The sequence below is a fragment of the Micromonospora sp. WMMD1219 genome (assembly GCF_049315215.1).
In the GTDB taxonomy this organism is placed as follows: domain Bacteria; phylum Actinomycetota; class Actinomycetes; order Mycobacteriales; family Micromonosporaceae; genus Micromonospora; species Micromonospora tulbaghiae.
Genome location: NZ_CP186057.1, coordinates 6631650 through 6653758 on the forward strand (window position 1 = coordinate 6631650; position 22109 = coordinate 6653758).

Sequence of the window (22109 nt, forward strand, 5' to 3'; positions counted from 1 at the left end):
AGGGTTCCTACCCCTGGATCACGAGAGCAGCCCGACCTTGACCGCGAGGTCACGGGCGTCGTCACTGGTGGAGCGTGGACCGTCGAGCAGGTCCAAGGTGATCTGCCGGGCGTACCCGTTGAAGCGGATCGTCTCCGGGGCCGACTCGTACGCCTTCCGCAGCGTCGTCACGGCCGCTTCCTTGTCGTCTTTGCCGTAGTGCGCCCGCGCCACCTCGATGAGATGGCGTGCCCGGCGCGGCCGCGACGGAATGGCCGCCGAGTCGTGGCGGCGCGCCTGCCGTACCGCCTCACCGGCCTTCTGCAACTCCACCGCCACCGTCACCGCGTGGGCGCCCATGATGACCCGGGAGAACGACGTCTGCGGCTGATAGAAGCCCTCCGGCAGACGCTGCGCCACCCGGTCCGCCCGATCCCAGTACCGCCAGGCCCTGCCTTCCTCGCCGGCACGAGCGGCGGTGTAGGCGGCCTCGAAGTTGAGCGCACCCCACAAGGCCAGCAGGTTCGTGCCCGCGTCGGCCGCCCTCGGCTCCAGAGCCGACAGGACATCGTGCGTTACCGCCATGGCGGTGTCCCAGTCGCCCGCGTCCCGATGCACTTGACACAGGAACCATGCCGCGAGGGCCACCGCCTCCGGGTCACCGGAGTCCTGCGCCGCCACCATCGCCCGGTCCGCGACCCGCCACAACAACTCGGCAGCCGGCTGGTACGCAAGGAACATCTGCGTCAGGCCGAACGTCTCCGCCAACAGCGAGTGCGCCTGCCGACGCTCAATGTCCTCGTACACAAGCGCGGCCCGTTGCACGTCGTGCAGGAGTCTCGGCAGCAGCCCACCCAGCACCGTCCGGTGATCGGACGCCTGATGACGCGCCCGCCAGGCCATCGCAAGCCGCTCACGCAAACCGGCCAACGACTCCGGCTCAGCGTCGTCAGCGAGCACGACGCGGTTCACGGCGTCCCGCACCGATGCCAGCGCCGGATGCTCAGGCCCGTTGACCACAGCGGACCGGTCGCTCAGCTCGCCGGCCAGGGCGGACACGTCGACCTTCAGTGCTCGCGCGATGCGATCCAGCATGTGGATGCGCGGCGGCAGGATCCGGTCGGTCTCGACCGCCTTGACCCACTCGGCGCTGCGCCCCACCAGTCCACCCAGCACCGCGCGAGTCTTCCCGGACCGCTCCCGGTAGACCTTCAGCCGCTGCCCGAAAGTCAGCTCCGGCAAGGATTCCATCCCGAACCTCCTCAAGCGCGGGACGCCACCACCGGCCTCTTAGCCGCCGTGGCACCAACGCTACCGACCTATGTGCGGCCGCATAACCCCGAACACACCGGCGTGCTGTCCGGCTCGGCTCAGGTCAGCCGATCAGGGGTCGGGTCAAGACGAAGGGTTCCAAGGTCATTTTTCCGCCCCGGCGCCCTTGCGCCGGGGCGGCGGCTCCGCAGGAGCCGTTTGCCGCGCCCCGGCCCGCGCCGCGCGGAGCGCGCTTGATCTACTACAGACGGAATCGGCAACAGACTGTCACTGAAGCGTGTCATGTCCCGGCTGATGCTTTACGCTTGCGCCCCGCCGGATGCTTGACATGACGTCCTGGTCGAGGCATTAGCCTGCTCGGATGAGCTACCACATGTTCGTTCAGCGGTTCGAGCAGGGCGATGCAGCGCCGATGGCAGGTGAGGTGTTCCTGGCCGCCTTTGAGCCCCGCGTCGACCGTCGGGAGCCTCAACACAGCTACTGGCACATCAGCGCCGACGACGGTGGTACTGCAGACCTCTACGCAGCCCCTGCCGGCGGCACGCTCGACAGTCTCATGATCAGCCGGTTCTCCGCCGGTGCTGTTCTCGACATGCTCGTCGAATACATCAGGCTCGCTGATGCCGTCGTGCTCCCATCCGGCTGCCCCGCCATGCTCGCGCACGAAGGGCAGCGGCACCACCTTCCCGAGGAACTTCGCACCGACGCCGTGGTCGTCCGAGCGGGCGCGGACGTAGAGCGCCTCCTGCAGAGCTGCTAGGCGATGTGTAAACCATGCGCTGGGACGGGTCTGCCAAGCATGTGGTGGGACTAGACAATCGCCACTGAAGCGAAGAGGGCAAAGCGGGGTTCATCGACCGCATATCGCTAGCCGCAGCTTCGTAACCGTTGTCCACAGCGCATCAGGGCCTGCGACGCTTCTGAAGCGGAGGGGAACTGGGGTCGGCGAGGCAGCCGAGCCGACCTGCTGGCATGACTGCAGACGCGGCTTACGCCTTGGTGAAAAGCTCGCTGACCATCCGCTGACGCCGCTGCTGCACGCAAGCAGGAAGGCCACATCCCGAAGCCGGGAAGTGGCCTTTGACCTGCGTGGGCGATACTGGGATCGAACCAGTGACCTCTTCGGTGTGAACGAAGCGCTCTCCCGCTGAGCTAATCGCCCTCAGCGCGCATGACTCTACCCGATCACCCGCCCGGACCAAAAACCGGCCCTCAGTGCGTCGCGAGGTAGTGCAGCGCCTCCGCCACCACGTCGATACCGAAGCTGTACTTGAGCGACAGCCACACCACCACGGACACGAACGCGAGCCCGACCGCGCCGAGCACGAACCGCACCGGCAGCGACCGCCTGGTCACCCAGCGCGTCCAGGCGTTGACGTGCCGGCGGGTGAACGCGAGCAGCCGTCGCGCCCAGTGGAACTCGACCGCCCACACGCCGAGGCCGGCGATGACCAGCAGCCAGCCGGGGCCGGGCAGCGGGATCAGCGCGACGCCGACGGTGACCACGATGGCGCCGAGGATGCCGATGAAGATCTTCAGGGCGACGCGGCCGGTGGGATTGGCGCGGATGAGGTCGAGCGTGGTGTGCAGGCGTCCGCGCCAGCCCCGCCGCCGTCGGCGCTGCTCCATGAGAGCGCCTTGCGACCGCCCTTCCACCGGCACCTCGTACCCCCGACTTTCGGCTGCTCGGGCCGCACCTTTCGGCGATTCGGCCGTGGTCCGCGACGTCACCGAGGAGCCCCTCGTGACCATTTCCACCCCCAGTGTCGCGCGGGACCGTCACCCCTGCTCACGACTGGACGTTACCGGAGTAAGTCGACGACTGAACCACCCGTTGCCGGGCGGAACGACGGAGTGGGCGGAACCGGAAATTCTACGCGGGGCCAGGCGGTCCCGGGGGCTTTCGGAACCCCTTCCCACCACTGGGTGAAGTCAGCGTATGGCGGAGCGTAGCCAGGAGCAGCACCTGAGTATGGGAAAAGCGGGACACGCGCGTTCCGCAGCGGTGCCGGGGGGAGAACGTCCATGAGTGTCATCCGACCGACGACCGTAGAGGTCGAGACGTCGCTAAGGCTCGTCGCGCCTGACGCCACCGCCTTGCCGGTGCGTGCCAGCCTGCGTTACGACCCTGCTGACCCGTATGCGGTCCATGTCCTGTTCCATGCCGAGTCCGCCGGCGGCGAGGCGGTGAGCTGGTCGTTCGCACGCGAACTGCTGGTCACCGGGCTCGACGAACCGGCCGGCATCGGTGATGTGCGGGTCTGGCCGTGGGCCACCCCGCGCGGCGACTTCGTCGCGCTGGCGCTGTCGTCGCCGGACGGCAACGCCCTGTTCGAGGTTCCGCGCAGCGTGCTGGTGCGCTTCCTGCGCCGGACCTACGTCGTCGTCCCGCGTGGCCGTGAGGCCGAGCACCTGGACGTCGACACCGCGGTGAACCGGCTGCTCGCCGGTCGCTGACACGGCGAAACCCGGGGCCGCGCGGATCTGCCGAGTCCGCGCGGCCCCGGGCCGTCTCCAACCGGGGGTACGCCTCAGCCGCGCGTGGTGATCCCGCCGTCGACCGGGATGACCGCTCCGGTCAGGTACGCACCTGCCCGGGAGGCCAGGTAGATCGCCGTGCCCGCCATGTCCTCGGGCCGGCCGATCCGGCCCAGCGGCACCTGCTGCTCGATGGCGGCACGCGACTCCGGGTCGTCCAGCGCGAACGCCATCATCTTGCTCTCGAACGGTCCGGGCGCGATCGCGTTGACGGTGATCTGCTCGCCGGCGAGCTGGTGGGCGAGGCCACGGGTGAGCATGTGCACTGCCGCCTTGGTGGCCGAGTACGCGTACACCTCCATCCACGGCACCCGGATGCCGTCGATGGACCCGATGTTGATCACGCGGGCCGGGTCGTCGGCGCCGGCCGCGGCGCGCAGTTGCGGCAGCAGCGCGGTGGTGAGCCGGAAGACGGCCTTGACGTTCACCGCCCAGAGCTTGTCGAAGGCGCCCTCCGGGTACTCCTCCAGCGGCGCGCCCCAGGTGGCGCCGGCGTTGTTGACCAGCACGTGCAGCCGGTCGTGGCGTTCGCGCACGGCCTCGGCGAGCGCCAGCGCGCCCGCGTCGCTGCCCAGGTCGGCCGGGATCGCCTCGCAGTGGCCCTCGGCGGACAGTTCCTTGGCGACCGACTCGCACACGTCCGCCTTGCGCGAGGAGATGATCACCTTGGCGCCGGCCCGGACGAAGCCGCGCGCGATCATCAGCCCGATCCCCCGTGAGCCGCCGGTGACCAGGACCGTCTTGCCGTCGACCGAGAACAGATCCGTCATGCCCATCCCATCGCCGTCGCCCGGCCGCGGGCCGGTCGGCCGGGGCCGCGTGGCCGGGTGCGCAACGCACGCCGGCCCGGGGTCTTACCGATCGGTAACCTAACCGTCCGGCTCGGTTGCCGACAAGAGCGGCCCGAGCGGGTGAAACCGTCGAGATGCAACGTGCGGGCGGGCCGGTTACCGTCGGGATGATGGTCACTACCGGTCAGCCCTCCCCGGCCACCCGCACCGGCCTGCCGGAGCTCCGTCCCGGCACCGACGAGATCGTCACCGGTGTGCTCGGCGACCTCGCCGCCGAGCCCGGCTGGCCCCGTCCGGTCCTGCTCGACCGCGATCTGCTGATCCTGGTCACCCACGGGCACGGCACCGCCGAGCTGGACTTCCGGCCGGTCCCCTGCCGTCCGGGCACGCTGCTGCGCGCCCACCCCGGCCAGGCGCTGCGGTTCGTCGGCGCCCAGCTCGACGCGACGGTGGTGAGCTGGCGGCCGGACGCGCTGCGCGGCCTCGACGTAGACCCGGACGCGGTGCCCGCCCACCGCCAGCTCGCCGGCGAGGACGAGGACGCGGTGATCAGCGAGGTGAGCCAGCTCGCCGTGGACGCCGACCGGCACGCGCTGGTGCCGGCCGCCGCGGCGCTGCTGCGCCACCAGCTCGCCGTGCTGCTGCTGCGGTTGAGCCTGCTGCCGCATCCGCGCAACGGCGCGACACCCCGGGCCGAGACGGAGACGTTCCGGCGGCTGTGCCGGGAGGTGGAACGCGGCTACCGGCACACCCGCCGGGTGGAGGACTACGCCGCCGGCCTCGGCTGTTCGGTGCGTACCCTGACCCGGGCCTGCCTTGCGGTGACCGGCCGCAGCGCCAAGCAGGTGATCGACGAGCGGGTCGCGTTGCAGGCGTGCCGGCTGCTCGCCGCCACCGACGAGTCGATCGCCGCGATCGGCCGGGAGCTGGGTTTTCCCGAGCCGACGAACTTCGGCCGCTTCTTCACCCGGGAGGTCGGGGTGAGCCCGGGGACGTTCCGGGCCGAGCGGGAACGCCCGCTGCCCGTCCGTCTGGTGCGACCCCGGCCGCCCGCCGACTCCCCCGCACCCGGCGGCCAGGCATGATGGCACTGTGCAGATCTCCGCGCGCGGCGACTACGCGGTCCGGGCAGCCCTGAGCCTGGCCACCGCGTACCCCACCCTGCTGTCCACCCAGGCCATCGCGGCGGAGCAGGACATGCCGCGCAAGTTCCTCGAGGCGGTCCTGGCGGACCTGCGCCGGGCCGGGGTCGTCCGGGCCCAGCGCGGCGCCGAGGGCGGCTACACGCTGGCCCGGCCGCCGCGGGAGATCACCATCGGGCACGTGTTGCGCGCCGTCGACGGCCCGCTCGCGGGGGTACGCGGGCTGCGCCCCGAGGAGACGCGCTACGAGGGGGCGGCGGAGAACCTGCCCCGCCTCTGGGTCGCGGTACGCGCCTCGGTGCGCCGGGTGGTCGACGAGGTGAGCCTGGACGAGCTGGTCAGCGGCCGGCTGCCGGCGCACGTGCGCAAGCTGACCGCTCAGCCGGACGCGTGGGAGCCGCGCTGACTCACAGCGTGCTGACCACCTCCTCGTAGGGCAGGCGGGGCAGCCGTTCCCGCCAGGCGTCCGGCGCCGGGCGGCCGATGTTCATCAGCAGCAGCACCCGGTGCCGCCCGCCGGGGAAGAACTCGCGTTCCACGCCTGCCGCGTCGAACCCGGCCATCGGCCCGGCGGCCAGCCCGGCGGCGCGTACGCCGACCAGCAGGTAGCCGATCTGGAGCGCGGCGTTGAACCGGGCCTGCGCCTCCCGGCCGGCCGGGTCGCCGGTGAACCAGTCCCGCGCGCCGGGGCGGTGCGGGAACAGCTCGGGCAGCCGGTCGTGCCAGTCCACGTCGGCGGCGAGCACCGCGGTCAGCGGCGCGGAGGCCGTCTTGTCCCGGTTGCCGGCGCTGACGTACGGCAGCAGCCGCGCCCGGGCCGCCGCCGAGCGCAGCAGCAGCACCCGCAGCGGCTGGGCGTTCATCGCGGTCGGGCCGTACCGGACCAGGTCGTGGACGGCGCGGACGTGCTCTTCGCCGACCGGCTCGTCGGTGAACGCGTTGGCCGTGCGGGCCGCCCGGAACAGCAGGTCCTGGGCGGCCCGGTCGAGCGCGATCAGCTCGTCGGCGGCGGTGGTCACCACGCCTCGGGCCAGTCGCCGAGCGTGGTGGTGTAGCGGCCCTGGTGGTGCAGCAGCGGGTCGCCGTCCTCGCCCGCGCCGAGCGCGAGCGGCTCGCCGAGCAGGATGGTGTGGTCGCCCGCCTCGATCCGGCGGACCACCCGGCACAGCAGCACGGCGAGCGCGTCGCCGATCAGCGGCACGCCGAACGGTCCGGTGGTCCAGCCCGGGTGGGCGGTGAACCGGTCGATGCCGCTGGTGGCGAAGATCTGCGCGATCTCCTGCTGGCCGGAGGCGAGCAGGTGCACCGCGACGTGCTCGGCCTGCTCGACGGTGGGCCAGCTCGACGAGGCGCGGCCGAGGCAGACCGAGACCAGTGGCGGGTCGAGCGACACCGAGGTGAACGAGGTGGCGGTGAAGCCGGCCGGCGGCAGGTCCGGCCGCATCCGGTTGCCGCGCAGGCCGGGGGTGGTGACCACGGTGACGGTGGACGCCTGGCGGCGCAGCAGGCCGCGGAACGAGTCGACGTCGACCGGGCGCAGCTCGACGGTGGCGGCGCCGGGCCGGTCCACGGTGGTCACGACGCCACCAGCTCACGGGTCGCGTAGACGCTGGCCGGGCGGGGCAGGCCGTAGTGCTCGCGCAGGGTGCGCCCGGTGTACGCGGAACGGAACAGCCCGCGCCGGCGCAGCAGTGGTACGACGTGGTCCACGAAGGCCTCCAGTCCATCGGGTAGCAGCGGTGGCATGACGTTGAAGCCGTCGGCGGCGCCCTGGGTGAACCAGAGCTCGATCTGGTCGGCGATCTGTTCCGGGGTGCCGACCACGACGCGGTGCCCGCGTCCGCCGCCGAGCCGGCCGATGAGCTGCCGCAGGGTGAGCAGTTCCCGCCGGGCCAGGTCGACGACGAGCTGGTAGCGGCTCTGGTGGGACTGCACGGCGCCGGTGTCCGGCAGGTCGGGCAGCGGGCCGTCCAGCGGCAGCCCGGTCAGGTCGAGGCCGGTCATGCCGGAGAGCTGGGCGAGCGCGTGCTCGGGCACGATCAGGGCCTCCAGTTCGTCGGCGAGGGCACGGGCCTCCTTCTCGGTACCCCCGATGACCGGCGCGATACCGGGTAGCACCTTCACCAGTTCCGGGTCGCGGCCGGCGTCGGCGGTGGCCCGCTTGAGCGCCGCGTAGAACGCCTGCCCGTCGGCGAGCGTCTGCTGGGCGGTGAACACGGCCTCGGCGTACCGGGCGGCGAACGCGATGCCGTCGGCGGACGAGCCGGCCTGCACCAGCAGCGGCCGGCCCTGCGGCGGGCGGGGCGTGTTCAGCGGCCCGCGGACCCGGAACCGCTCGCCGGCGTGGTCGATCTCGTGCACCCGGCCGGTGTCGGCGAAGACGCCCGCGGCGGTGTCCAGGACCAGCGCGTCGTCCTCCCAGCTGTCCCAGAGCTTGATCGCCACGTCGACGTACTCGGCGGCCCGCCGGTAGCGGTCGGCGTGCGCGGGGTGGTCGTCGAGGTTGAAGTTGCGGGCCTCCCGGGCCTGGGCGGAGGTGACGATGTTCCAGCCGGCCCGCCCGCCGCTGAGGTGGTCGAGCGAGGCGAACGCGCGGGCCAGGTTGAACGGTTCGGTGTACGTGGTGGAGGCGGTGGCGATCAGGCCGATGTGCTCGGTCGCGGTGGCGATCGCGGCGAGCAGCGTGATCGGTTCGAAGACGGCCTGGATGTTGTGCCGCACGGCCGGGCCGACGGCGAGCCCGTCGGCGAGGAACACCGAGTCGAGCGTGCCCCGCTCGGCGATGCGGGCCAGTTCCTGGAAGTGGCGTACGTCGGCGAGCCGGCTCGGGTCGGCGCGGGGGTGCCGCCAGGCCGCCTCGTGGTGGCCGACACCCATCAGGAAGGCGTTGAGGTGCAGGGTCCGGGACATGGCGGTTCCTCTCAGGCGGTGGTGACGTCGGCGCGCCAGGTGGAGAAGCGACGTTCCCCGGCGACGAGGAGCTGGTTGACCACCAGCCCGATGGCGGAGATGGTGATGATCCCGGCGTACATGTCGGGGATCGCGAAGTTGTACTGCGCGTAGTTGACGAGGTAGCCGAGCCCGGCCTTCGCACCGACCATCTCGGCGGCGACGAGCACCAGGATCGAGTACGCCCCGGCGAGCCGGACGCCGGTGAACACGGTCGGCACGGCCGCCGGCAGGATCACCTTCTGGAACAGCCGCAGGTGGTTGAGCCCCATCGAGCGGGCCGAGCGGATCAGCAGCGGGTCGACGCCCTTCACGCCGGCGACGGTGTTGAGCAGGATCGGCCAGGAGCAGGCGTAGACCACCAGGGCGATCTTCGACGTCTCACCGAGCCCGAGAATGAGCACGAAGACCGGCAGCAGCGCGAGCGCGGCGGTGTTGCGGAACACCTCCAGCAGCGGGCTGAGCAAATCGGCGAGCGGCCGGTACCAGCCGATCAGCAGGCCGAGCGGGATGGCGGTGACCACGGCGAGCGCCAGCCCGGTCAGCGAGCGGGTGAGGCTGGCGCCGACGTGGTCGGCGAGCTGCCCGCTGCGCAGCAGCTCCCACCAGGCGGCGAGCACCTCGGACAGCGGCGGCAGGAAGACCCGGTCGACCAGCCCGGCGCGGGGCACCGTCTCCCAGATCGCGGCGAGCGCCAGCAGCGCGGCGCTGCGGTGCAGCACCCGGCCGCCGAGGCCGAGCAGGCGGCGGGGCCGGGCGGGCACGGCCGCCGGGGCGGGGGGCGCCACCGGCCGGACCGGCGGTGCGGCGACGTCAACCAACGCGGGCCTCCTCGCGTACGGCGGACTGCGCGGCGCGTACCTCGTCGCGCAGCAGCGTCCAGATGCGGTGCCGGTGGTGGCGGAACGCGTCGGTGGAGCGGACGTCCTCCTCCGCCTCCCGGTCGCCCAGCTCGATGTCGATGACCTGCTTGATCCGGCCGGGCCGCGACGTCATCACGGCGACCCGCTGGCCGAGGTGCACCGCCTCGTCGATGCCGTGCGTGATGAACACGATCGTCTTGCCGGTGGCCTGCCAGATCCGCACCAGCTCGTCCTGGAGCGAGTCGCGGGTCTGCGCGTCCAGCGCGGCGAACGGCTCGTCCATGAGCAGCACGTCCGGGTCGTACGCGAGGCTGCGGGCGATGGCGACGCGCTGCTTCATGCCGCCGGACAGCTCGTGCGGGTAGCGGTCGGCGAAGCCGGTGAGCCCGACCAGGTCGAGGTGGTACGCGACCAGGTCGGCGCGCTCGGCGCGGGGCAGGCCCTTGGCCTCCAGTCCGAACGCGACGTTGCCGGCGGCGGTGCGCCAGGGCAGCAGCGCGTACTGCTGGAAGACGATGCCCCGGTCCAGGCCGGGCCCGGTGACCGGGCGGCCGTCGACGAGCACCTGCCCGCCGGTCGGGGTGGCCAGCCCGCCGAGCAGGTCGAGCAGGGTGGACTTGCCGCAGCCGCTGGGGCCGACGACGACGAGGAACTCGCCGGGGCGTACCCCGAGGGTGAGCCCGTCGAGCGCGGTGACCGCGCCGCCGCCGCCACGCCGCCCCGGGAAGACCTTGCGCACCCGGTCGAAGAGGATCTTGTCGGTGCTCATGCGCCACCGCCGGGGGTCGCGGCCGCGTTGAACCTGTTGGTGTAGAGGTCGGACGGCTTCGGCCGCTCGCCCTTCAGCTCGCCGGTGTCGGCCAGCCAGTCGATCCAGGTGGCGAACTCCCGGTCGGTGATGACGCCGCCGGGTTCGGCGACGCCGCTGGACTTCCAGTAGTCGACGAGCGTGGTGTCCTCGTTGCGCCCGCGCTTGCTGATGATCGCCTTGAGGCGGGCCACCACGGTCTCGCGCGGTTGCGTGCGCGCCCACTCGATCGCCTTGCCCACTGCGGTGACGAACGTCCGGACGGTGTCCGGGTTACGGGTGAGGAAGTCGTCGCGGAAGACGTAGCTGCCGGCGCTGAACGCGCCGAGGAGTTCGTAGTCGGTGAAGACCGTACGGATGCCGCCGTTGGCGACGGCCTTGTCGCGGATCACGCCGCCGAGCACGGCGACGTCGATCTGCCGGGCGCGCAGCGACTGCTCGGTGTTGACCGGCGGCAGCGCTACCAGCTCGACCTTGCCGATCTCGGCGGCGGTGAGGCCGCCCCGGGCCAGCCAGGTACGCAGGACGGCCTCGGCGTGCGCGCCGAGCGTGTTCATGCCGACCCGCTTGCCGATCAGGTCGCGCGGGCCGCGGATCGGGCTGCCGTCGAGCACGTAGTAGCCCTGGTACGTCTGCGCGTCGGAGCCGTAGTAGCTGACCACGGCGGTGATCGGGGCGTTCGCGGCCTGGAGCTTGACGATCGCGCCGTTGAACGCGCCGCCGAAGTCGCTCTGGCCGGTCGCGGTGGCCTGGATGTCGGCCGGGCCGCCGGTGACGTTGCCGATCCAGTTGAGCCTGACGTCACCGAGGTAGCCGAGGTCGGCGGCGAGTTCGGGGAGGGTCACCTGGCCCACCGAACCCTGGTAGCGCAGTTCCTTGGTCTGTGCGCCGCCGGCGGCGTCGGCGCCGCACGCGGTGGCGGTGGTGAGGGCGAGCAGGGCGACGGCGGCGGTGAGGGCACGCCGCGGTGATCGGGTCGAGGGCATGGCGGAGTCTCCTGATCTGTCCACGATGCGGTGGAGGGGGCCCGCGCGGGGCCGGGGAGCACGCCGCACCGCGCCGGGCCACGGTGCGCCGGCTGCGGGAACGGACGGGCGGAGAGGGAACGACGAGCGCTCGGCTCAACAGAGCGCGCTCGCGTGCCGGACCAGGTCGACGTGCACGCGAGCGGTGAGGAGAAGCTCGTCCCGCTGCGACATGCCCTCATGCTGCCGACCGTTCTCCACGCCGGTCAACGCCCTTCCATCCAGTGAGACTTTCGTCGCTGGCTTTGTTACGACCCGCCTCCACCAGCATTTACGACTCCTTAACACCTACCCGTTGGATAGAGATTTTGCCGGGCGGCAGTCCCACCGTCCAGAGCGGACCGGGCAGGGTTTCGCGAATCGTCGATCCGGGCATGTTCGTTGCCGCGAAGGCATGCAGACGACTGCAGAGGCAGGGAGAGAAGGAGGCACCCCCGATGGGCGTCCAGTTCCGCAAGCGTAAGAAGTACGGGCCGCTGATCCTCCACTTCACCCAGAACGGCTTCTCGTCGTGGAGCATCAAGATCGGCCGCTGGTCCTGGAACTCGAACACCCGCGCCCACCGCGTGGACCTTCCGGGGCCGCTGTCCTGGAAGCAGGACAAGGCCTGACCTTCCCGGGCGACGAGCGGGGTGCCGGCTGACCGCCGGCACCCCGTTCGTCGTCTGCGGCCGGGTTTCCGGTTCCGCCCGTCACGGCGTCCCGGCGACCGGAGAATCGCCGCATGGCGGACGTGTTCCTGCGGCGGTTGCGACGGCGGGCCGTGGCGGCCTGCGCGCTCATGCTGGTCGGTTACTTCCTGGTGCCGGTCGCGGCCGACCCGAACGGCCTGCGGCTGGCCCTGCGCTCGATCGGCACGGCGGTCCTGGTGGCGGTGATCGCGTTCCTGGTCACCGGCCAGGTCCGCCGCCAGCTCGTCCGGGACCAGCCGACCGGCCGGGACGAGGACCGGGCGCTGACCCGCCTCGCGGTGGCGCTGGTCGCCGGGCTGCTGGTCTTCGCGCTCGGCGACTACGTGGTGGCGAACACCCGGCCCGGCGAGTTCGTCGGCCTGCGGACGCGGGTCGACGCGCTCTACTTCGCGCTCACGACACTCACCACTGTCGGCTACGGCGACGTGCACGCCCAGGGGCAGATCGCCCGGGTGGCGGTGTGCGCGCAGATGGTGTTCAGCATCGGCGTGGTCGCCACCGGAGCGTCGATAGTGGTCAAGCAGATGACCCAGCGCTCGGGACGGCGCTGATCGACACGTCCCCGCCGAGCCGGCCGTGCTCCGGGTCGCGGGTCACCGCACCGGAGGCGAGCAGCGAGGCGAGCGCCCGGTTGGCGTCGGCGGCCCGGTAGACGGTCGACGTGGTGGCGAAGCGGCGCAGCTCGGTGACCGTACGCGGGCCGGAGCGGGCCAGCTCGGCCAGCAGTTCCCGGCGCAGCGGGCCGGGTTCGGGTTCGAGCGAGATGTCGAGCAGCCGCCCCTGCGGGTCGGCCGGGTCGCGGTAGCGCACACCGGCGTACTCGTCGACCGCCCAGAGCGCCTCCTTGACCGCCTCCAGCCCTCGGTCGGAGCCGGTGGCGTAGCCGAGCAGCCGCGCCGGGCCGTCCCCGTCGGGCACCAGCTCGACCTCGGTGACGAGCGGGAACCCGGCACCGGTGAGCGCCGGGCGCAGCGACCGGCCGGGCGTGGTGACCAGCAGCAGCTCGGCCGGGCGCCCGGACGCGGCGGCGGCCAGCAGGGCCGGGTCCGGGTCGGCGCCGTCGGCCACTGTGAGCAGCGGCGCGCCGGCCGCCCCGGCGGCCTTGAGCGCCACCGGCAGCCGGTCCGGGCCGCCGGGCACGAGGTGCACGGCGACGTCGGCGGGCAGCGCGGCCTCGGCGGCGCCGAGACGGGCCGGCAGGTCGGTGCCGTCGTCGGCCACCACGAGCACGGTCAGCCGCCGCCCGCGCAGCCGGTCGGCGAACTCGGCCACCACCCGCAACGCCTCCTCCGCGCCGGCGGCGTCACCCCCGGCGTACGCGAGCGCGAGCGTGGCCCGCCGCGCCCGGTGCAGCGCGGCGGGGAGCCAGTGGTCGAGCTGGCGGACGAGCAGCTCGCGCAGGACGGCGTCGGTCGACATGGTGCCGTTTCTACCGCACGGCGCGGCGGGCCCGGCCGTGAACCCCGCTCAGACCGGGACGGAGATGCCCACGCCGCCGCGGGTCTGCCCGCCGTAGCGCTGCCGCTCGCGGTCGAGGTCGAGCCGCCCGATGCGGGTACGCGCGGCGAGCGCGGCGTCGTCGAGCAGGTCGGCCGGGACGATCCAGACGATCTCGAACTCCAGCCCGTCCGGGTCGCGGCCGTAGAGGCTCTTGGTGGTGCCGTGGTCGGACGCGCCGACCAGCGCTCCGGCGGCGGAGAGCCGCTCGGCGGTGGCGGCCAGCTCGTCGAGCGTGTCCAGCTCCCAGGCCAGGTGGTAGAGCCCGACCGTGGCCCGGCCGGCCTGGGACGCCCCGGCGGCCGCGCCGATCTCGAACAGGCCGAGGTCGTGGTCGTTGGTGGAGTCGGGCGCCTGGAGGAAGGCGGCGCCGCGGAAGCCCTCGGGCGTCATCGGCACCCGGCGGAAGCCCAGCACGTCGCCGTAGAAGGCGACGCTGCGCTCCAGGTCACTGACGTAGAGGACGGCGTGGTTGAGTCGGTGGATGCCCATGTCGTCGACCGTACCCCGGTTTTGTTGAGCGTTCAACTATCGGCGCTATGATGGGCGTCATGACCCGGTGGCTGGACCCCGACGAGCAGCGGACCTGGCGCGCCTTCCTGACCGCCTCCCGGGCGCTGATGGAGACGCTCGACCGCGAGCTGCAACACGACGCGGGCATGCCGCACGCGTACTACGAGATCCTGGTCCGCCTCTCCGAGGCCCCCGACCGGCGGCTGCGGATGAGCGAACTGGCCGAGCTGACCGGCTCGTCGCGCAGCCGGCTGTCGCACGCCGCCGCCCGGCTGGAGGCGTCCGGGTGGATCCGCCGGGAGAACTGCCCCACCGACCGGCGCGGGCAGGTCGCCGTGCTCACCGACGAGGGCTTCGCCACCCTGGCCGCCGCCGCGCCCGGCCACGTCGAGGGGGTACGCCGGCACCTGTTCGACGCGCTCAGCCCGGCCCAGGTCGACCAACTCCGCCGGATCAGCGAGACGCTCGCCGACCACCTGACGGATTCGGGACCAAACTGATCCACTCCGGGTCTTGTACATACCGTCGCCGGACGAGCACGATGGGGCGTGTCCTCCGGCTTCGCTGACCTGACCGTCCAGGCGCACCAACTGGTGTCCGAAGGCGACCTCACCGGCGCGGAACGGCTGCTCGCCGACGCGCTCAGCGACGCCGATCCCCGCCCCGGCAACGCCTCCCCCGAGCTGGCCGAGGCGGCCGGTCTCCAGGCCCGGGTGCTGGTCGCGCTCGGCGAGCCGCACTCCGCCCGGGGCTGGGCCGCGTTCGCGTACGCGGCGGCCACCCGGCTGCACGGCCGCTCCGACGAGCGCACCGTCACCGCCGCCGCGACGCTCGCCGCGGTGCTGCACCGGGTCGGCAGCGACGCCCGGGCGGCCCGGCTCTACTCCGACGTCATCATCGAGCTGACCGCCCGCGACGGCCCGGAGTCGCAGCGGGTCCTCGCCGCGCACGCCGACCTGGCCACCGTGGAGTACGCGCGCGGCCAGTGCGAGGTGGCCCGCGACCGGTTGCAGGACGCCTGGGAGCTGCACCGGGAGGTCTACGGCGACGGCCACCCCAGCGGCATCAAGATGCTGGCGAAGCTCGGCGCGATGGAACGCGACTGCGGCCGGTACGCCGACTCCCACGAGCACCTGACGCTCGCCGAGGAGCTGTGCCGCCTGCACCTGGACCCCGACGACCCGCTCGCCGCCCAGGTGGCCGGGCTGGCCCGCGCCGCCGCCGACCCCGACCACGTCTGCCCCGCGCCCGCCGCTGCGGCGCCCGAGCCGCCGCCCGCCCGGACCACGCCAGTGGTGCCCGCCGCCCGGGTTCCCCCGGCCACCGAGGGTCCGCACGACCTGCCGCCCTACAGCCCGCCCGCGCTCGACGAGCCGGTCGAGACGCCGCTCTACCACCCGCCCGGCCGGGCCGCCGAGACCGCGCACGTGCCGACACCGCGTACCGCGCCGGAGGCCGACGGCGACGCGTTCGACGACTACCCGTGGCCGCCCGACGAGCCGGCCGAGCAGCCGTGGCGGCCCGGCGCCGACCCGCTGCCGCCCACGGTGGTCGGCCTCGCCGACGACGAGCCCGACGGCGTACGCCGGGTGCCGCCGCCCCCGCCCGAGCCGCCGTCGCGCTACCTCCCGGTGCACGTGCCCCGGCCGCCTGCCCCGGAACGGCGCACGCTGCCCTGGCTGCCGCTCGTGGTGCTCGGCGTCGTGGTGGCGCTGCTGCTCGGCACCATCGCGGTGATCGCCGGGGTGTCCCGGGTGGACGACGGCCGCGACACCCCGCCACCGGCCACCAGCGCACCGGCCGGCAGCGCGCCGCCGACCTCGGCCGCTCCCGCGCCGACCACAGCGGCCGCCGCCGCCCCGGGCACGCCACCCGGGCGGTTCACGCTCACCGACCGGCGCGACAGCATCGTGCTGAGCTGGACGTACCCGGCCGGCGCGGAAGGACCGGTGGTGGTCGCCGGGGGCCGGTCCGGGCAGCCGCAGGGCACGTTCGCCACGCTGCCCGCCGGCTCGGCCGACTACATCGCCTACGGGCTCGACCGCACCACCGACTACTGCTTCACCGTCGCGCTCGTCTGGTCCACCGACACCGTCGCACGCACCGGCCCGGTCTGCACAAAGCGCCGCCGCTGACCGCTCACTCCGCGTCCGGCTCGGCCAGCGCGGGCAGCCGTACCGTCGCCCGCAGCCCCGGCGCGGCGGCGCCGGGCGTCGCGTCGGCCAGCTCCACCGTGCCGCCGGCCCGGCGCACCAGCTCGCGCACGATGGCCAGGCCCAGGCCCGCGCCGCCCGCGTCGCGCGCCCGCGCGTCGTCCAGCCGGGTGAACCGGGCGAACACCCGCTCCCGGTCCACCGCCGGGATGCCCGGCCCGTCGTCGGTCACCGTGATCAGGTGGTACGCACCGTCCGGCCCGCTCACCGCCAGATCCACACCGGTGTACGCGTGCCGCAGCGCGTTGTCCACCAGGTTCACCAGCACCCGGCGCAGCTCCCCCGCGTCCCCCTCGACCCACCGCGGCGCGTCCGGCGGCGTCAGGCGCACCGGCGGCGACGGGTAGCGGGCCGCCACACCGCGCAGCAGCTCACCCAGGTCCACCGGGCCGACCGGGGACGGCCGGGCGTCCTGCTCGTCGAGGCGGGCCAGCAGCAGCAGGTCGTCCACCAGGCGGCTCAGCCGCTCGGTGTCCGCGAGCAGGTCGTCGGCGACCGCCGGCCAGTCGGTGTCGTCGCCGAGACGCCGGGCCACCTCCAGCTCGGTACGCATGTTCGTCAGCGGGCTGCGCAGCTCGTGCGCGGCGTCGGCGACGAACGCCCGCTGCCGGTCCCGGGACGCGGCCAGCCGGTCCAGCATGTCGTTGAGCGTGACCGCGAGCCGGTGGATCTCGTCCTGCCCCGCCGGTACGGGAAGCCGCTCCGCCCCGGCCCGGCCGGTGATCTCGGCGGCGCCGCTGCGCAACTGCTCGACCGGGCGCAACGTCGCGCCCACCACCCGCCAAGCCACCACCCCGAGCCCGGCGACCAGCAGCGGGAAGCCCACGAGCAGCAGGTTGCGGACCACGTGCAGGCTGTGCCGCACGTCGGTGAGCGACTTGGCGACGAGCACCGTGCGCGGCTCCTGCGCCGTGCCGGCCGGCACCGTGACCACCCGGACCGGGCCGGGCATGCCGGCGCGCCGCCCGTCCACCACCAGCCGCTGCCGCTGCCCGGGGCGCAGCTCGTCCGGGCCGAGCATCGGCACGAGGCGGTCCGCGTCGATGGACGCGGCCCGGATCCGGCCCTGCGCGTCGACCACCTGCACCCGCAACTGCCCGCCGGCCACCGGAAGCGGGTCCGGCAGCGCGTCCTCGGCGGTGAGCAGCGCCACCGCGTCGGCGGTGCGCAGCGCCTCCTCGTCGACCGAGCGCTGCAGCGTCCAGCCCAGCGCGCCGAGCAGCAGCGCCCCGCCGAACGCGAACCCGACCACCAGCCCCAGCACGCCCAGCGCGAGCAGCCGGGCCCGCAGGCCCAGTCGCGGCAGCGGGCCGCGTACCCACCGGCTCATGTGGCCAGCCGGTAGCCCGCGCCGCGCACCGTCTCCAGCCGCTCCCGGCCGATCTTGCGGCGCAGATAGCCGACGTAGACCTCCACCGCGTTCGGGGCGGTGTCGACCGACGCGTCCCAGACGTGGTCCAGCAGCTCGGTCTTCGAGACCACCTCGCCGGGGCGGCGCATCAGGTAGTCCAGCAGCGCGTACTCGCGGCTGGTCAGCACCACCTCGGCGTCGGCCCGGGTGACCCGGCGGCGGGCCGGATCCAGGCGCAGGTCGCCGACGGTGAGCACGGTCGGCCGCCGGGGCGCGCCGCGGCGCAGCAGCGCCCGCAGCCGGGCCAGCAGCACCACGTACGAGAAGGGCTTGGTCAGGTAGTCGTCGGCGCCGCAGTCCAGGCCGTCGGCCTGGTCGTACTCGCCGTCCTTGGCCGAGAGCATCAGCACCGGCAGCCAGCGCTGCTCGGCGCGCAGCCGGCGGACCACCTCGTAGCCGGAGAGGCCGGGCAGCATCACGTCGAGGATCATCGCGTCGTACTCGCCGTGCCGGGCCGCGTCCAGCCCTTCCGGGCCGGTGGCCGCCACGTCGACCACGAACCCCTCCGCCGACAGGCCCCGGCGCAGCGCCGCCGCGAGCCGCGTCTCGTCCTCCACCACCAGCAACCGCACCGGTCCAGGGTGCCACCATGGGGTCACCCGTAGGGGATCTCCTCAGCGTGGTCACAGCGACGGTCGCGCAGCATGGTGCGCAGGAGGTGCACACTATGTCCGTGATGAAGAACCGCGCCGTGCTGCGCTGGCTGGTCCCGGTGACCGCGGGGGTCGCCGTGATCGGCGGTGGCGCCGCCGTCGGCACGTTCGCCGCCGGCGCCGACCCGGCGCTGCCGCCGCGCAGCGCCGCCCAGCTCCTGGAAGACCTGCGCACGTCCCGCCTGGACGGGCTCTCCGGCACCGTCGTGCAGCGCGCCGACCTCGGCCTGCCGCCGATCGCCGCGCTCGCCGGCCGGGCCGCCGGCAACGACCTGGCCGGGCTGGTGTCCGGTACGCACACACTGCGCGTCTGGTACGGCGGCCAGGACCGGCAGCGGCTGGCCCTGGTCGACACGCTCGGCGAGCAGGACATCCTGCGCAACGGGCGGGACGTCTGGACCTGGAACAGCCGGGAGAACACCGCCACGCACCGGACGTTGCCGGCCGACGCACCGGACCGGGCCACCGTGCCGGCCACCCCGGCCGACGCCGCGGACCGGGCGCTGGAGGCGATCGACCCGACCACGGCGGTCACCGTCGGCCGCACCGCGACGGTGGCCGGGCGGGACGCGTACGAGCTGGTGCTCACCCCGCGCGACAAGGCGTCCCTGGTGCACCAGGTCCGGATCGCGCTGGACGCGAAGGAGCACGTGCCGCTGCGCCTGCAGGTGCTCGCCGACGGGCAGGACGAGCCGGCGTTCCAGGTGGCGTTCACCCAGGTCGACTTCCGCACGCCGGAGGCCGACCAGTTCCGGTTCAACCCGCCGCCCGGTGTGAAGGTCACCGAGGCGACCGAGGACGAGCGGCCCGGGCCGGCGGGCAAGCGGTTCGACCGCAAGGACGCCGAGAAGCCGGACGTGCGTACCGTCGGCACCGGCTGGACCACGGTGGTGGTCGCCAAGATCGGCGACGCGGCGACCGGCGACGGCGCGAAGCCCGGCGCGGACGCGCCGGACGCCCAGATGCTGGCGCAGGTGCTCGGTGACCTGCCGAAGGTCAGCGGCGACTGGGGCAGCGGCCGGCTGCTCAGCGGCAAGCTGTTCAGCGTGCTGCTGACCGACGACGGCCGGGTGATCGCCGGTCTGGTCACGCCGGAGCGGCTCTACGAGGCGGCCAAGGGCTGAGAACTGCCGTGCCCGGGGCTCGGTCGGCTGACGCCGGCCGGGCCCCGAGTCGTGTCCGGGCTTGGTCGGGTGGCTGCCGACGCGCTATCTTTCTCAGTTCAGGCACAAAAAGGAATGGCTTCTGAATGCCATTCCTGCAGCAATTCTAGTCAATGAGGAGCCGGATTGTCAACGCACTCCGACGTGTCGGCTGACCTGCGCCAGGACGACGAGATCGGCCGGGAGCAGGAATACGTCTCGATGCTGTACGACCGGCTGGACGGCATGCGGGAACAGGCCGCCCGGCGGCTCGACGAGGAGTTGCGCCACACCGGCGGCACGCAGCAGGCCCGCTCGCAGCGCGACTCGACCGTGGCCATGTACGCCGACCAGGTCGAGCAGTTCTCCGCGGTGGAGAGCGGCCTGTGCTTCGGCCGCCTCGACGGCGACGACGGCGCCGTCCGCTACATCGGCCGGATCGGGATCTTCGACTCCTCCGGCGACTACGACCCACTGCTGATGGACTGGCGCGCCCCGGCCGCCCGCCCGTTCTACCTGGCCACCGCCGCCAACCCGCAGGGCGTACGCCGCCGGCGCCACCTGCGCACGCGCGACCGCAAGGTGACCGGACTCAACGACGAGGTGCTGGACATCGCCGCCGCCTCCCCCACCGCGCACGAGGAACTGACCGGCGAGGCGTCGCTGCTCGCCGCGCTCAACGCCGGACGCACCGGCCGGATGCGCGACATCGTCGAGACCATCCAGGCCGAGCAGGACCGGATCATCCGCGCCGACCTGCCCGGCGTGATGGTGGTGCAGGGCGGCCCCGGCACCGGCAAGACGGCCGTGGCGCTGCACCGGGCCGCGTACCTGCTCTACACCCACCGCCAGCAGCTCTCCACCCGCGGCGTGCTGCTGGTCGGCCCGAACGCCACGTTCCTGCGCTACATCTCCCAGGTGCTGCCCACGCTGGCCGAGACCGGCGTGCTGCTGCGTACCCAGGCCGACCTGTTCCCCGGCGTACACGCGCACCGCGCCGAGCCGGCCACCACCGCCGCGCTCAAGGGCCGCGCCGTGCTGGCCGACGTGCTCGCCGCGGCGGTCCGCGACCGGCAGTGGGTGCCCGACGAGCCGGTCACCATCGAACTGCCGCAGCGGGAGGTGCTGACGCTCGACCCGGAGACCGTGCGGCAGGCCCGCGACCGGGTACGCCGCACCGGCCGCCCGCACAACCTGGCCCGCGCCCTGTTCGACGTGGAGATCGTGCACGCGCTCGCCGACCAGGTGGCCGAGCGGATCGGCGCCGACCCGCTCGGCGGGGAGAACCTGCTCTCCGAGGCCGACCGCGCCGAGATCCGCCGCGAGCTGCGCGAGGAGCCGGAGGTCCGCGCCGCGCTGGACGAGCTGTGGCCGGTGCTGACCCCGCAACGCCTGCTCGCCGACCTGTACGCCTCGCCGGAGCGGATCGCCACCGCCGCGCCCATGCTCACCGACGCCGAGCGGGCCGCGCTGCACCGCGAGCCCGGCGGCTGGACGCCCGCCGACGTGCCGCTGCTGGACGAGGCCGCCGAACTGCTCGGCGAGGACGAGCGCGCCGCCGTGGCCCGCCGGGAACGGATCCGGGCGCTGGAACGCGAGTACGCCGAGGGTGTGCTGGAGATCTGGCGCGGCTCCCGCTCCATCGACGTCGAGGACGAGGCCGACGGCGGTGAGATCCTCGGCGTCACCGACCTGATCGACGCCGACCGGCTCTCCGAGCGGCAGGAGGAGTCCGACCGGCTCACCACCGCCCAGCGCGCCGCCGCCGACCGTACGTGGGCATTCGGGCACGTGATCGTGGACGAGGCGCAGGAGCTCTCACCGATGGCGTGGCGGCTGCTGATGCGCCGCTGCCCGAGCCGGTCCATGACGATCGTCGGCGACGTGGCGCAGACCGGCGCGCTCGCCGGCACGCCGTCGTGGGGCGAGGCGCTGGCGCCGTACGTGGCGGACCGGTGGCGGCTGGAGGAGCTGACCGTCAGCTACCGCACCCCGGCCGAGATCATGGCGGTCGCCGCCGACGTGCTCGCCGAGATCGACCCGGCGCTGCGGCCACCCCGCTCGGTACGCGCCACCGGCGTACCGCCGTGGGACCGGACCGTACCGGCGGACCGGCTGGTGACGGAGCTGGTCGAGGCGACCGCCCGGGAGGCCGCGTCGCTCGGCGACGGGCGGCTCGGCGTGCTGGTGCCCACCGGCCGGGTGGCCGAGCTGGGCGGTGCGGTGGTGGCGGCGCTGCCGGAGGCGACAGTGGGTGAGCAGCCCGAGCTGGCGAACCGGGTGGTGGTGCTGACCACCGAGCAGGCCAAGGGCCTGGAGTTCGACTCGGTGCTGGTGGTCGACCCGGCCCGGATCGTGTCCGAGTCCCCGAGGGGCAACAGCGACCTCTACGTGGCCCTGACAAGAGCCACCCAGCGCCTGGGCATCCTCCGCACCCCCACTGCCTAACCCCCTCCCTGCCCTCCGCCCTCCGCCCTCCGCCCTCCGCCCTCCGCCCTCCGCCCCGTTGATCATGAAGTTGGCGGCATTGTCGATCTCCAAATCGGCCGCCAACTTCATGATCGACGGGGTCGGGCACGTCTTGCCTCATGCCCCGCCGCGCCCACCCTTCCCCTCGCTCC

General features: G+C 73.5%; 24 protein-coding genes and 1 tRNA gene. 10 read left to right on the forward strand and 15 right to left on the reverse strand.

Annotated elements, in window-relative coordinates; translation table 11 throughout:
• Positions 1–18: 18 nt before the first annotated feature.
• Positions 19–1230 carry a helix-turn-helix domain-containing protein gene (locus ACN27C_RS30960; RefSeq protein WP_422749858.1) on the reverse strand — a complete coding sequence of 404 codons (1212 nt, stop codon included), beginning with the start codon at positions 1228–1230 and terminating at the stop codon, positions 19–21.
• Between the two features lie 382 nt (positions 1231–1612).
• Between ACN27C_RS30960 and ACN27C_RS30965 the strand changes: the two genes are divergently transcribed.
• Positions 1613–2011, forward strand: coding sequence for a hypothetical protein (locus ACN27C_RS30965; RefSeq protein ID WP_364774030.1), 399 nt, complete (start codon positions 1613–1615; stop codon positions 2009–2011).
• A gap of 330 nt (positions 2012–2341) precedes the next feature.
• On the opposite strand, the gene ACN27C_RS30970 is transcribed toward ACN27C_RS30965, so the two are convergent.
• Positions 2342–2413: transfer RNA gene (locus ACN27C_RS30970), tRNA-Val, on the reverse strand.
• A gap of 50 nt (positions 2414–2463) precedes the next feature.
• On the reverse strand, positions 2464–3003 hold the full coding sequence (locus ACN27C_RS30975) for a TIGR02611 family protein (protein ID WP_422749860.1): 540 nt from the start codon (positions 3001–3003) through the stop codon (positions 2464–2466).
• A gap of 273 nt (positions 3004–3276) precedes the next feature.
• On the opposite strand from ACN27C_RS30975, the gene ACN27C_RS30980 reads away from it, so the two are divergent.
• On the forward strand, positions 3277–3708 hold the full coding sequence (locus ACN27C_RS30980; RefSeq protein WP_007457244.1) for an SsgA family sporulation/cell division regulator: 432 nt from the start codon (positions 3277–3279) through the stop codon (positions 3706–3708).
• Between the two features lie 74 nt (positions 3709–3782).
• Here ACN27C_RS30980 and ACN27C_RS30985 read toward each other — a convergent pair whose 3' ends face one another.
• Complete coding sequence (locus ACN27C_RS30985) at positions 3783–4559, reverse strand: glucose 1-dehydrogenase (protein WP_091427952.1); 777 nt, start codon at positions 4557–4559, stop codon at positions 3783–3785.
• 188 nt (positions 4560–4747) lie between these two features.
• On the opposite strand from ACN27C_RS30985, the gene ACN27C_RS30990 reads away from it, so the two are divergent.
• Positions 4748–5665: a helix-turn-helix transcriptional regulator gene (locus ACN27C_RS30990; RefSeq protein ID WP_091427763.1), complete on the forward strand. Its 918-nt coding sequence runs from the start codon at positions 4748–4750 to the stop codon at positions 5663–5665.
• A gap of 7 nt (positions 5666–5672) precedes the next feature.
• The gene (locus ACN27C_RS30995; RefSeq protein ID WP_013284925.1) at positions 5673–6128 is read left to right on the forward strand and encodes an RrF2 family transcriptional regulator; all 456 of its coding nucleotides are present in this window, start codon (positions 5673–5675) and stop codon (positions 6126–6128) included.
• 1 nt (position 6129) lies between these two features.
• On the opposite strand, the gene ACN27C_RS31000 is transcribed toward ACN27C_RS30995, so the two are convergent.
• The 7 genes from ACN27C_RS31000 to ACN27C_RS31030 form a co-directional block, all read right to left on the reverse strand.
• Positions 6130–6741 (reverse strand): malonic semialdehyde reductase, encoded by a 612-nt coding sequence (locus ACN27C_RS31000; RefSeq protein WP_422749863.1) that lies wholly within the window; start codon positions 6739–6741, stop codon positions 6130–6132.
• On the reverse strand, positions 6738–7301 hold the full coding sequence (locus ACN27C_RS31005; RefSeq protein ID WP_357900055.1) for a flavin reductase family protein: 564 nt from the start codon (positions 7299–7301) through the stop codon (positions 6738–6740). The genes ACN27C_RS31000 and ACN27C_RS31005 overlap by 4 nt, the downstream gene beginning before the upstream one ends.
• Positions 7298–8632, reverse strand: coding sequence for an LLM class flavin-dependent oxidoreductase (locus ACN27C_RS31010; protein WP_422749865.1), 1335 nt, complete (start codon positions 8630–8632; stop codon positions 7298–7300). The genes ACN27C_RS31005 and ACN27C_RS31010 overlap by 4 nt, the downstream gene beginning before the upstream one ends.
• Before the next feature lie 11 nt (positions 8633–8643).
• A complete protein-coding gene (locus tag ACN27C_RS31015) occupies positions 8644–9492 on the reverse strand; it encodes an ABC transporter permease (protein WP_233585447.1) in 849 nt (282 codons plus the stop codon).
• Positions 9485–10303, reverse strand: coding sequence for an ABC transporter ATP-binding protein (locus ACN27C_RS31020; protein WP_121683381.1), 819 nt, complete (start codon positions 10301–10303; stop codon positions 9485–9487). The genes ACN27C_RS31015 and ACN27C_RS31020 overlap by 8 nt, the downstream gene beginning before the upstream one ends.
• Positions 10300–11328: an ABC transporter substrate-binding protein gene (locus ACN27C_RS31025; protein WP_422749868.1), complete on the reverse strand. Its 1029-nt coding sequence runs from the start codon at positions 11326–11328 to the stop codon at positions 10300–10302. The genes ACN27C_RS31020 and ACN27C_RS31025 overlap by 4 nt, the downstream gene beginning before the upstream one ends.
• 135 nt (positions 11329–11463) lie before the next feature.
• On the reverse strand, positions 11464–11541 hold the full coding sequence (locus ACN27C_RS31030) for a putative leader peptide (protein WP_349881247.1): 78 nt from the start codon (positions 11539–11541) through the stop codon (positions 11464–11466).
• 263 nt (positions 11542–11804) lie between these two features.
• On the opposite strand from ACN27C_RS31030, the gene ACN27C_RS31035 reads away from it, so the two are divergent.
• Both ACN27C_RS31035 and ACN27C_RS31040 read left to right on the forward strand, forming a co-directional pair.
• Complete coding sequence (locus ACN27C_RS31035; RefSeq protein ID WP_064498970.1) at positions 11805–11978, forward strand: DUF4236 domain-containing protein; 174 nt, start codon at positions 11805–11807, stop codon at positions 11976–11978.
• Between the two features lie 113 nt (positions 11979–12091).
• Complete coding sequence (locus ACN27C_RS31040; protein WP_120570910.1) at positions 12092–12610, forward strand: potassium channel family protein; 519 nt, start codon at positions 12092–12094, stop codon at positions 12608–12610.
• On the opposite strand, the gene ACN27C_RS31045 is transcribed toward ACN27C_RS31040, so the two are convergent.
• Positions 12576–13478: a hypothetical protein gene (locus ACN27C_RS31045; protein ID WP_135239051.1), complete on the reverse strand. Its 903-nt coding sequence runs from the start codon at positions 13476–13478 to the stop codon at positions 12576–12578. The genes ACN27C_RS31040 and ACN27C_RS31045 overlap by 35 nt on opposite strands.
• A 48-nt stretch (positions 13479–13526) precedes the next feature.
• The gene (locus ACN27C_RS31050) at positions 13527–14048 is read right to left on the reverse strand and encodes a VOC family protein (protein WP_120570912.1); all 522 of its coding nucleotides are present in this window, start codon (positions 14046–14048) and stop codon (positions 13527–13529) included.
• Positions 14049–14098: 50 nt separating this feature from the next.
• On the opposite strand from ACN27C_RS31050, the gene ACN27C_RS31055 reads away from it, so the two are divergent.
• Both ACN27C_RS31055 and ACN27C_RS31060 read left to right on the forward strand, forming a co-directional pair.
• Entirely contained in the window at positions 14099–14569 is a 471-nt protein-coding gene (locus tag ACN27C_RS31055) for a MarR family winged helix-turn-helix transcriptional regulator (RefSeq protein WP_422751693.1), read from the forward strand.
• A 48-nt stretch (positions 14570–14617) separates the two neighbouring features.
• Positions 14618–16204: a tetratricopeptide repeat protein gene (locus ACN27C_RS31060; RefSeq protein ID WP_357900039.1), complete on the forward strand. Its 1587-nt coding sequence runs from the start codon at positions 14618–14620 to the stop codon at positions 16202–16204.
• A gap of 4 nt (positions 16205–16208) precedes the next feature.
• Here ACN27C_RS31060 and ACN27C_RS31065 read toward each other — a convergent pair whose 3' ends face one another.
• Positions 16209–17612: a sensor histidine kinase gene (locus ACN27C_RS31065; protein WP_422749872.1), complete on the reverse strand. Its 1404-nt coding sequence runs from the start codon at positions 17610–17612 to the stop codon at positions 16209–16211.
• Positions 17609–18265: a response regulator transcription factor gene (locus ACN27C_RS31070; RefSeq protein ID WP_091427735.1), complete on the reverse strand. Its 657-nt coding sequence runs from the start codon at positions 18263–18265 to the stop codon at positions 17609–17611. The genes ACN27C_RS31065 and ACN27C_RS31070 overlap by 4 nt, the downstream gene beginning before the upstream one ends.
• A 95-nt stretch (positions 18266–18360) precedes the next feature.
• On the opposite strand from ACN27C_RS31070, the gene ACN27C_RS31075 reads away from it, so the two are divergent.
• Together ACN27C_RS31075 and ACN27C_RS31080 are read left to right on the forward strand one after the other, a co-directional pair.
• Positions 18361–19470: a LolA family protein gene (locus tag ACN27C_RS31075; protein ID WP_422749874.1), complete on the forward strand. Its 1110-nt coding sequence runs from the start codon at positions 18361–18363 to the stop codon at positions 19468–19470.
• Between the two features lie 240 nt (positions 19471–19710).
• Positions 19711–21936, forward strand: a complete 2226-nt coding sequence (locus tag ACN27C_RS31080; protein WP_422751694.1) for a HelD family protein — start codon at positions 19711–19713, stop codon at positions 21934–21936.
• The last annotated feature ends 173 nt before the right edge of the window (positions 21937–22109 follow it).

What these genes read in the sequence shown, in the direction of transcription:
- ACN27C_RS30960 (WP_422749858.1), bottom strand. Translation starts at nt 1,230, where the DNA reads ATGGAATCCTTGCCGGAGCTGACTTTCGGGCAGCGGCTGAAGGTCTAC.
- ACN27C_RS30965 (WP_364774030.1), top strand. Translation starts at nt 1,613, where the DNA reads ATGAGCTACCACATGTTCGTTCAGCGGTTCGAGCAGGGCGATGCAGCG.
- ACN27C_RS30975 (WP_422749860.1), bottom strand. Translation starts at nt 3,003, where the DNA reads ATGGTCACGAGGGGCTCCTCGGTGACGTCGCGGACCACGGCCGAATCG.
- ACN27C_RS30980 (WP_007457244.1), top strand. Translation starts at nt 3,277, where the DNA reads ATGAGTGTCATCCGACCGACGACCGTAGAGGTCGAGACGTCGCTAAGG.
- ACN27C_RS30985 (WP_091427952.1), bottom strand. Translation starts at nt 4,559, where the DNA reads ATGACGGATCTGTTCTCGGTCGACGGCAAGACGGTCCTGGTCACCGGC.
- ACN27C_RS30990 (WP_091427763.1), top strand. Translation starts at nt 4,748, where the DNA reads ATGATGGTCACTACCGGTCAGCCCTCCCCGGCCACCCGCACCGGCCTG.
- ACN27C_RS31010 (WP_422749865.1), bottom strand. Translation starts at nt 8,632, where the DNA reads ATGTCCCGGACCCTGCACCTCAACGCCTTCCTGATGGGTGTCGGCCAC.
- ACN27C_RS31020 (WP_121683381.1), bottom strand. Translation starts at nt 10,303, where the DNA reads ATGAGCACCGACAAGATCCTCTTCGACCGGGTGCGCAAGGTCTTCCCG.
- ACN27C_RS31025 (WP_422749868.1), bottom strand. Translation starts at nt 11,328, where the DNA reads ATGCCCTCGACCCGATCACCGCGGCGTGCCCTCACCGCCGCCGTCGCC.
- ACN27C_RS31030 (WP_349881247.1), bottom strand. Translation starts at nt 11,541, where the DNA reads ATGTCGCAGCGGGACGAGCTTCTCCTCACCGCTCGCGTGCACGTCGAC.
- ACN27C_RS31035 (WP_064498970.1), top strand. Translation starts at nt 11,805, where the DNA reads ATGGGCGTCCAGTTCCGCAAGCGTAAGAAGTACGGGCCGCTGATCCTC.
- ACN27C_RS31040 (WP_120570910.1), top strand. Translation starts at nt 12,092, where the DNA reads ATGGCGGACGTGTTCCTGCGGCGGTTGCGACGGCGGGCCGTGGCGGCC.
- ACN27C_RS31045 (WP_135239051.1), bottom strand. Translation starts at nt 13,478, where the DNA reads ATGTCGACCGACGCCGTCCTGCGCGAGCTGCTCGTCCGCCAGCTCGAC.
- ACN27C_RS31050 (WP_120570912.1), bottom strand. Translation starts at nt 14,048, where the DNA reads ATGGGCATCCACCGACTCAACCACGCCGTCCTCTACGTCAGTGACCTG.
- ACN27C_RS31055 (WP_422751693.1), top strand. Translation starts at nt 14,099, where the DNA reads ATGGGCGTCATGACCCGGTGGCTGGACCCCGACGAGCAGCGGACCTGG.
- ACN27C_RS31065 (WP_422749872.1), bottom strand. Translation starts at nt 17,612, where the DNA reads ATGAGCCGGTGGGTACGCGGCCCGCTGCCGCGACTGGGCCTGCGGGCC.
- ACN27C_RS31075 (WP_422749874.1), top strand. Translation starts at nt 18,361, where the DNA reads ATGTCCGTGATGAAGAACCGCGCCGTGCTGCGCTGGCTGGTCCCGGTG.
- ACN27C_RS31080 (WP_422751694.1), top strand. Translation starts at nt 19,711, where the DNA reads ATGCTGTACGACCGGCTGGACGGCATGCGGGAACAGGCCGCCCGGCGG.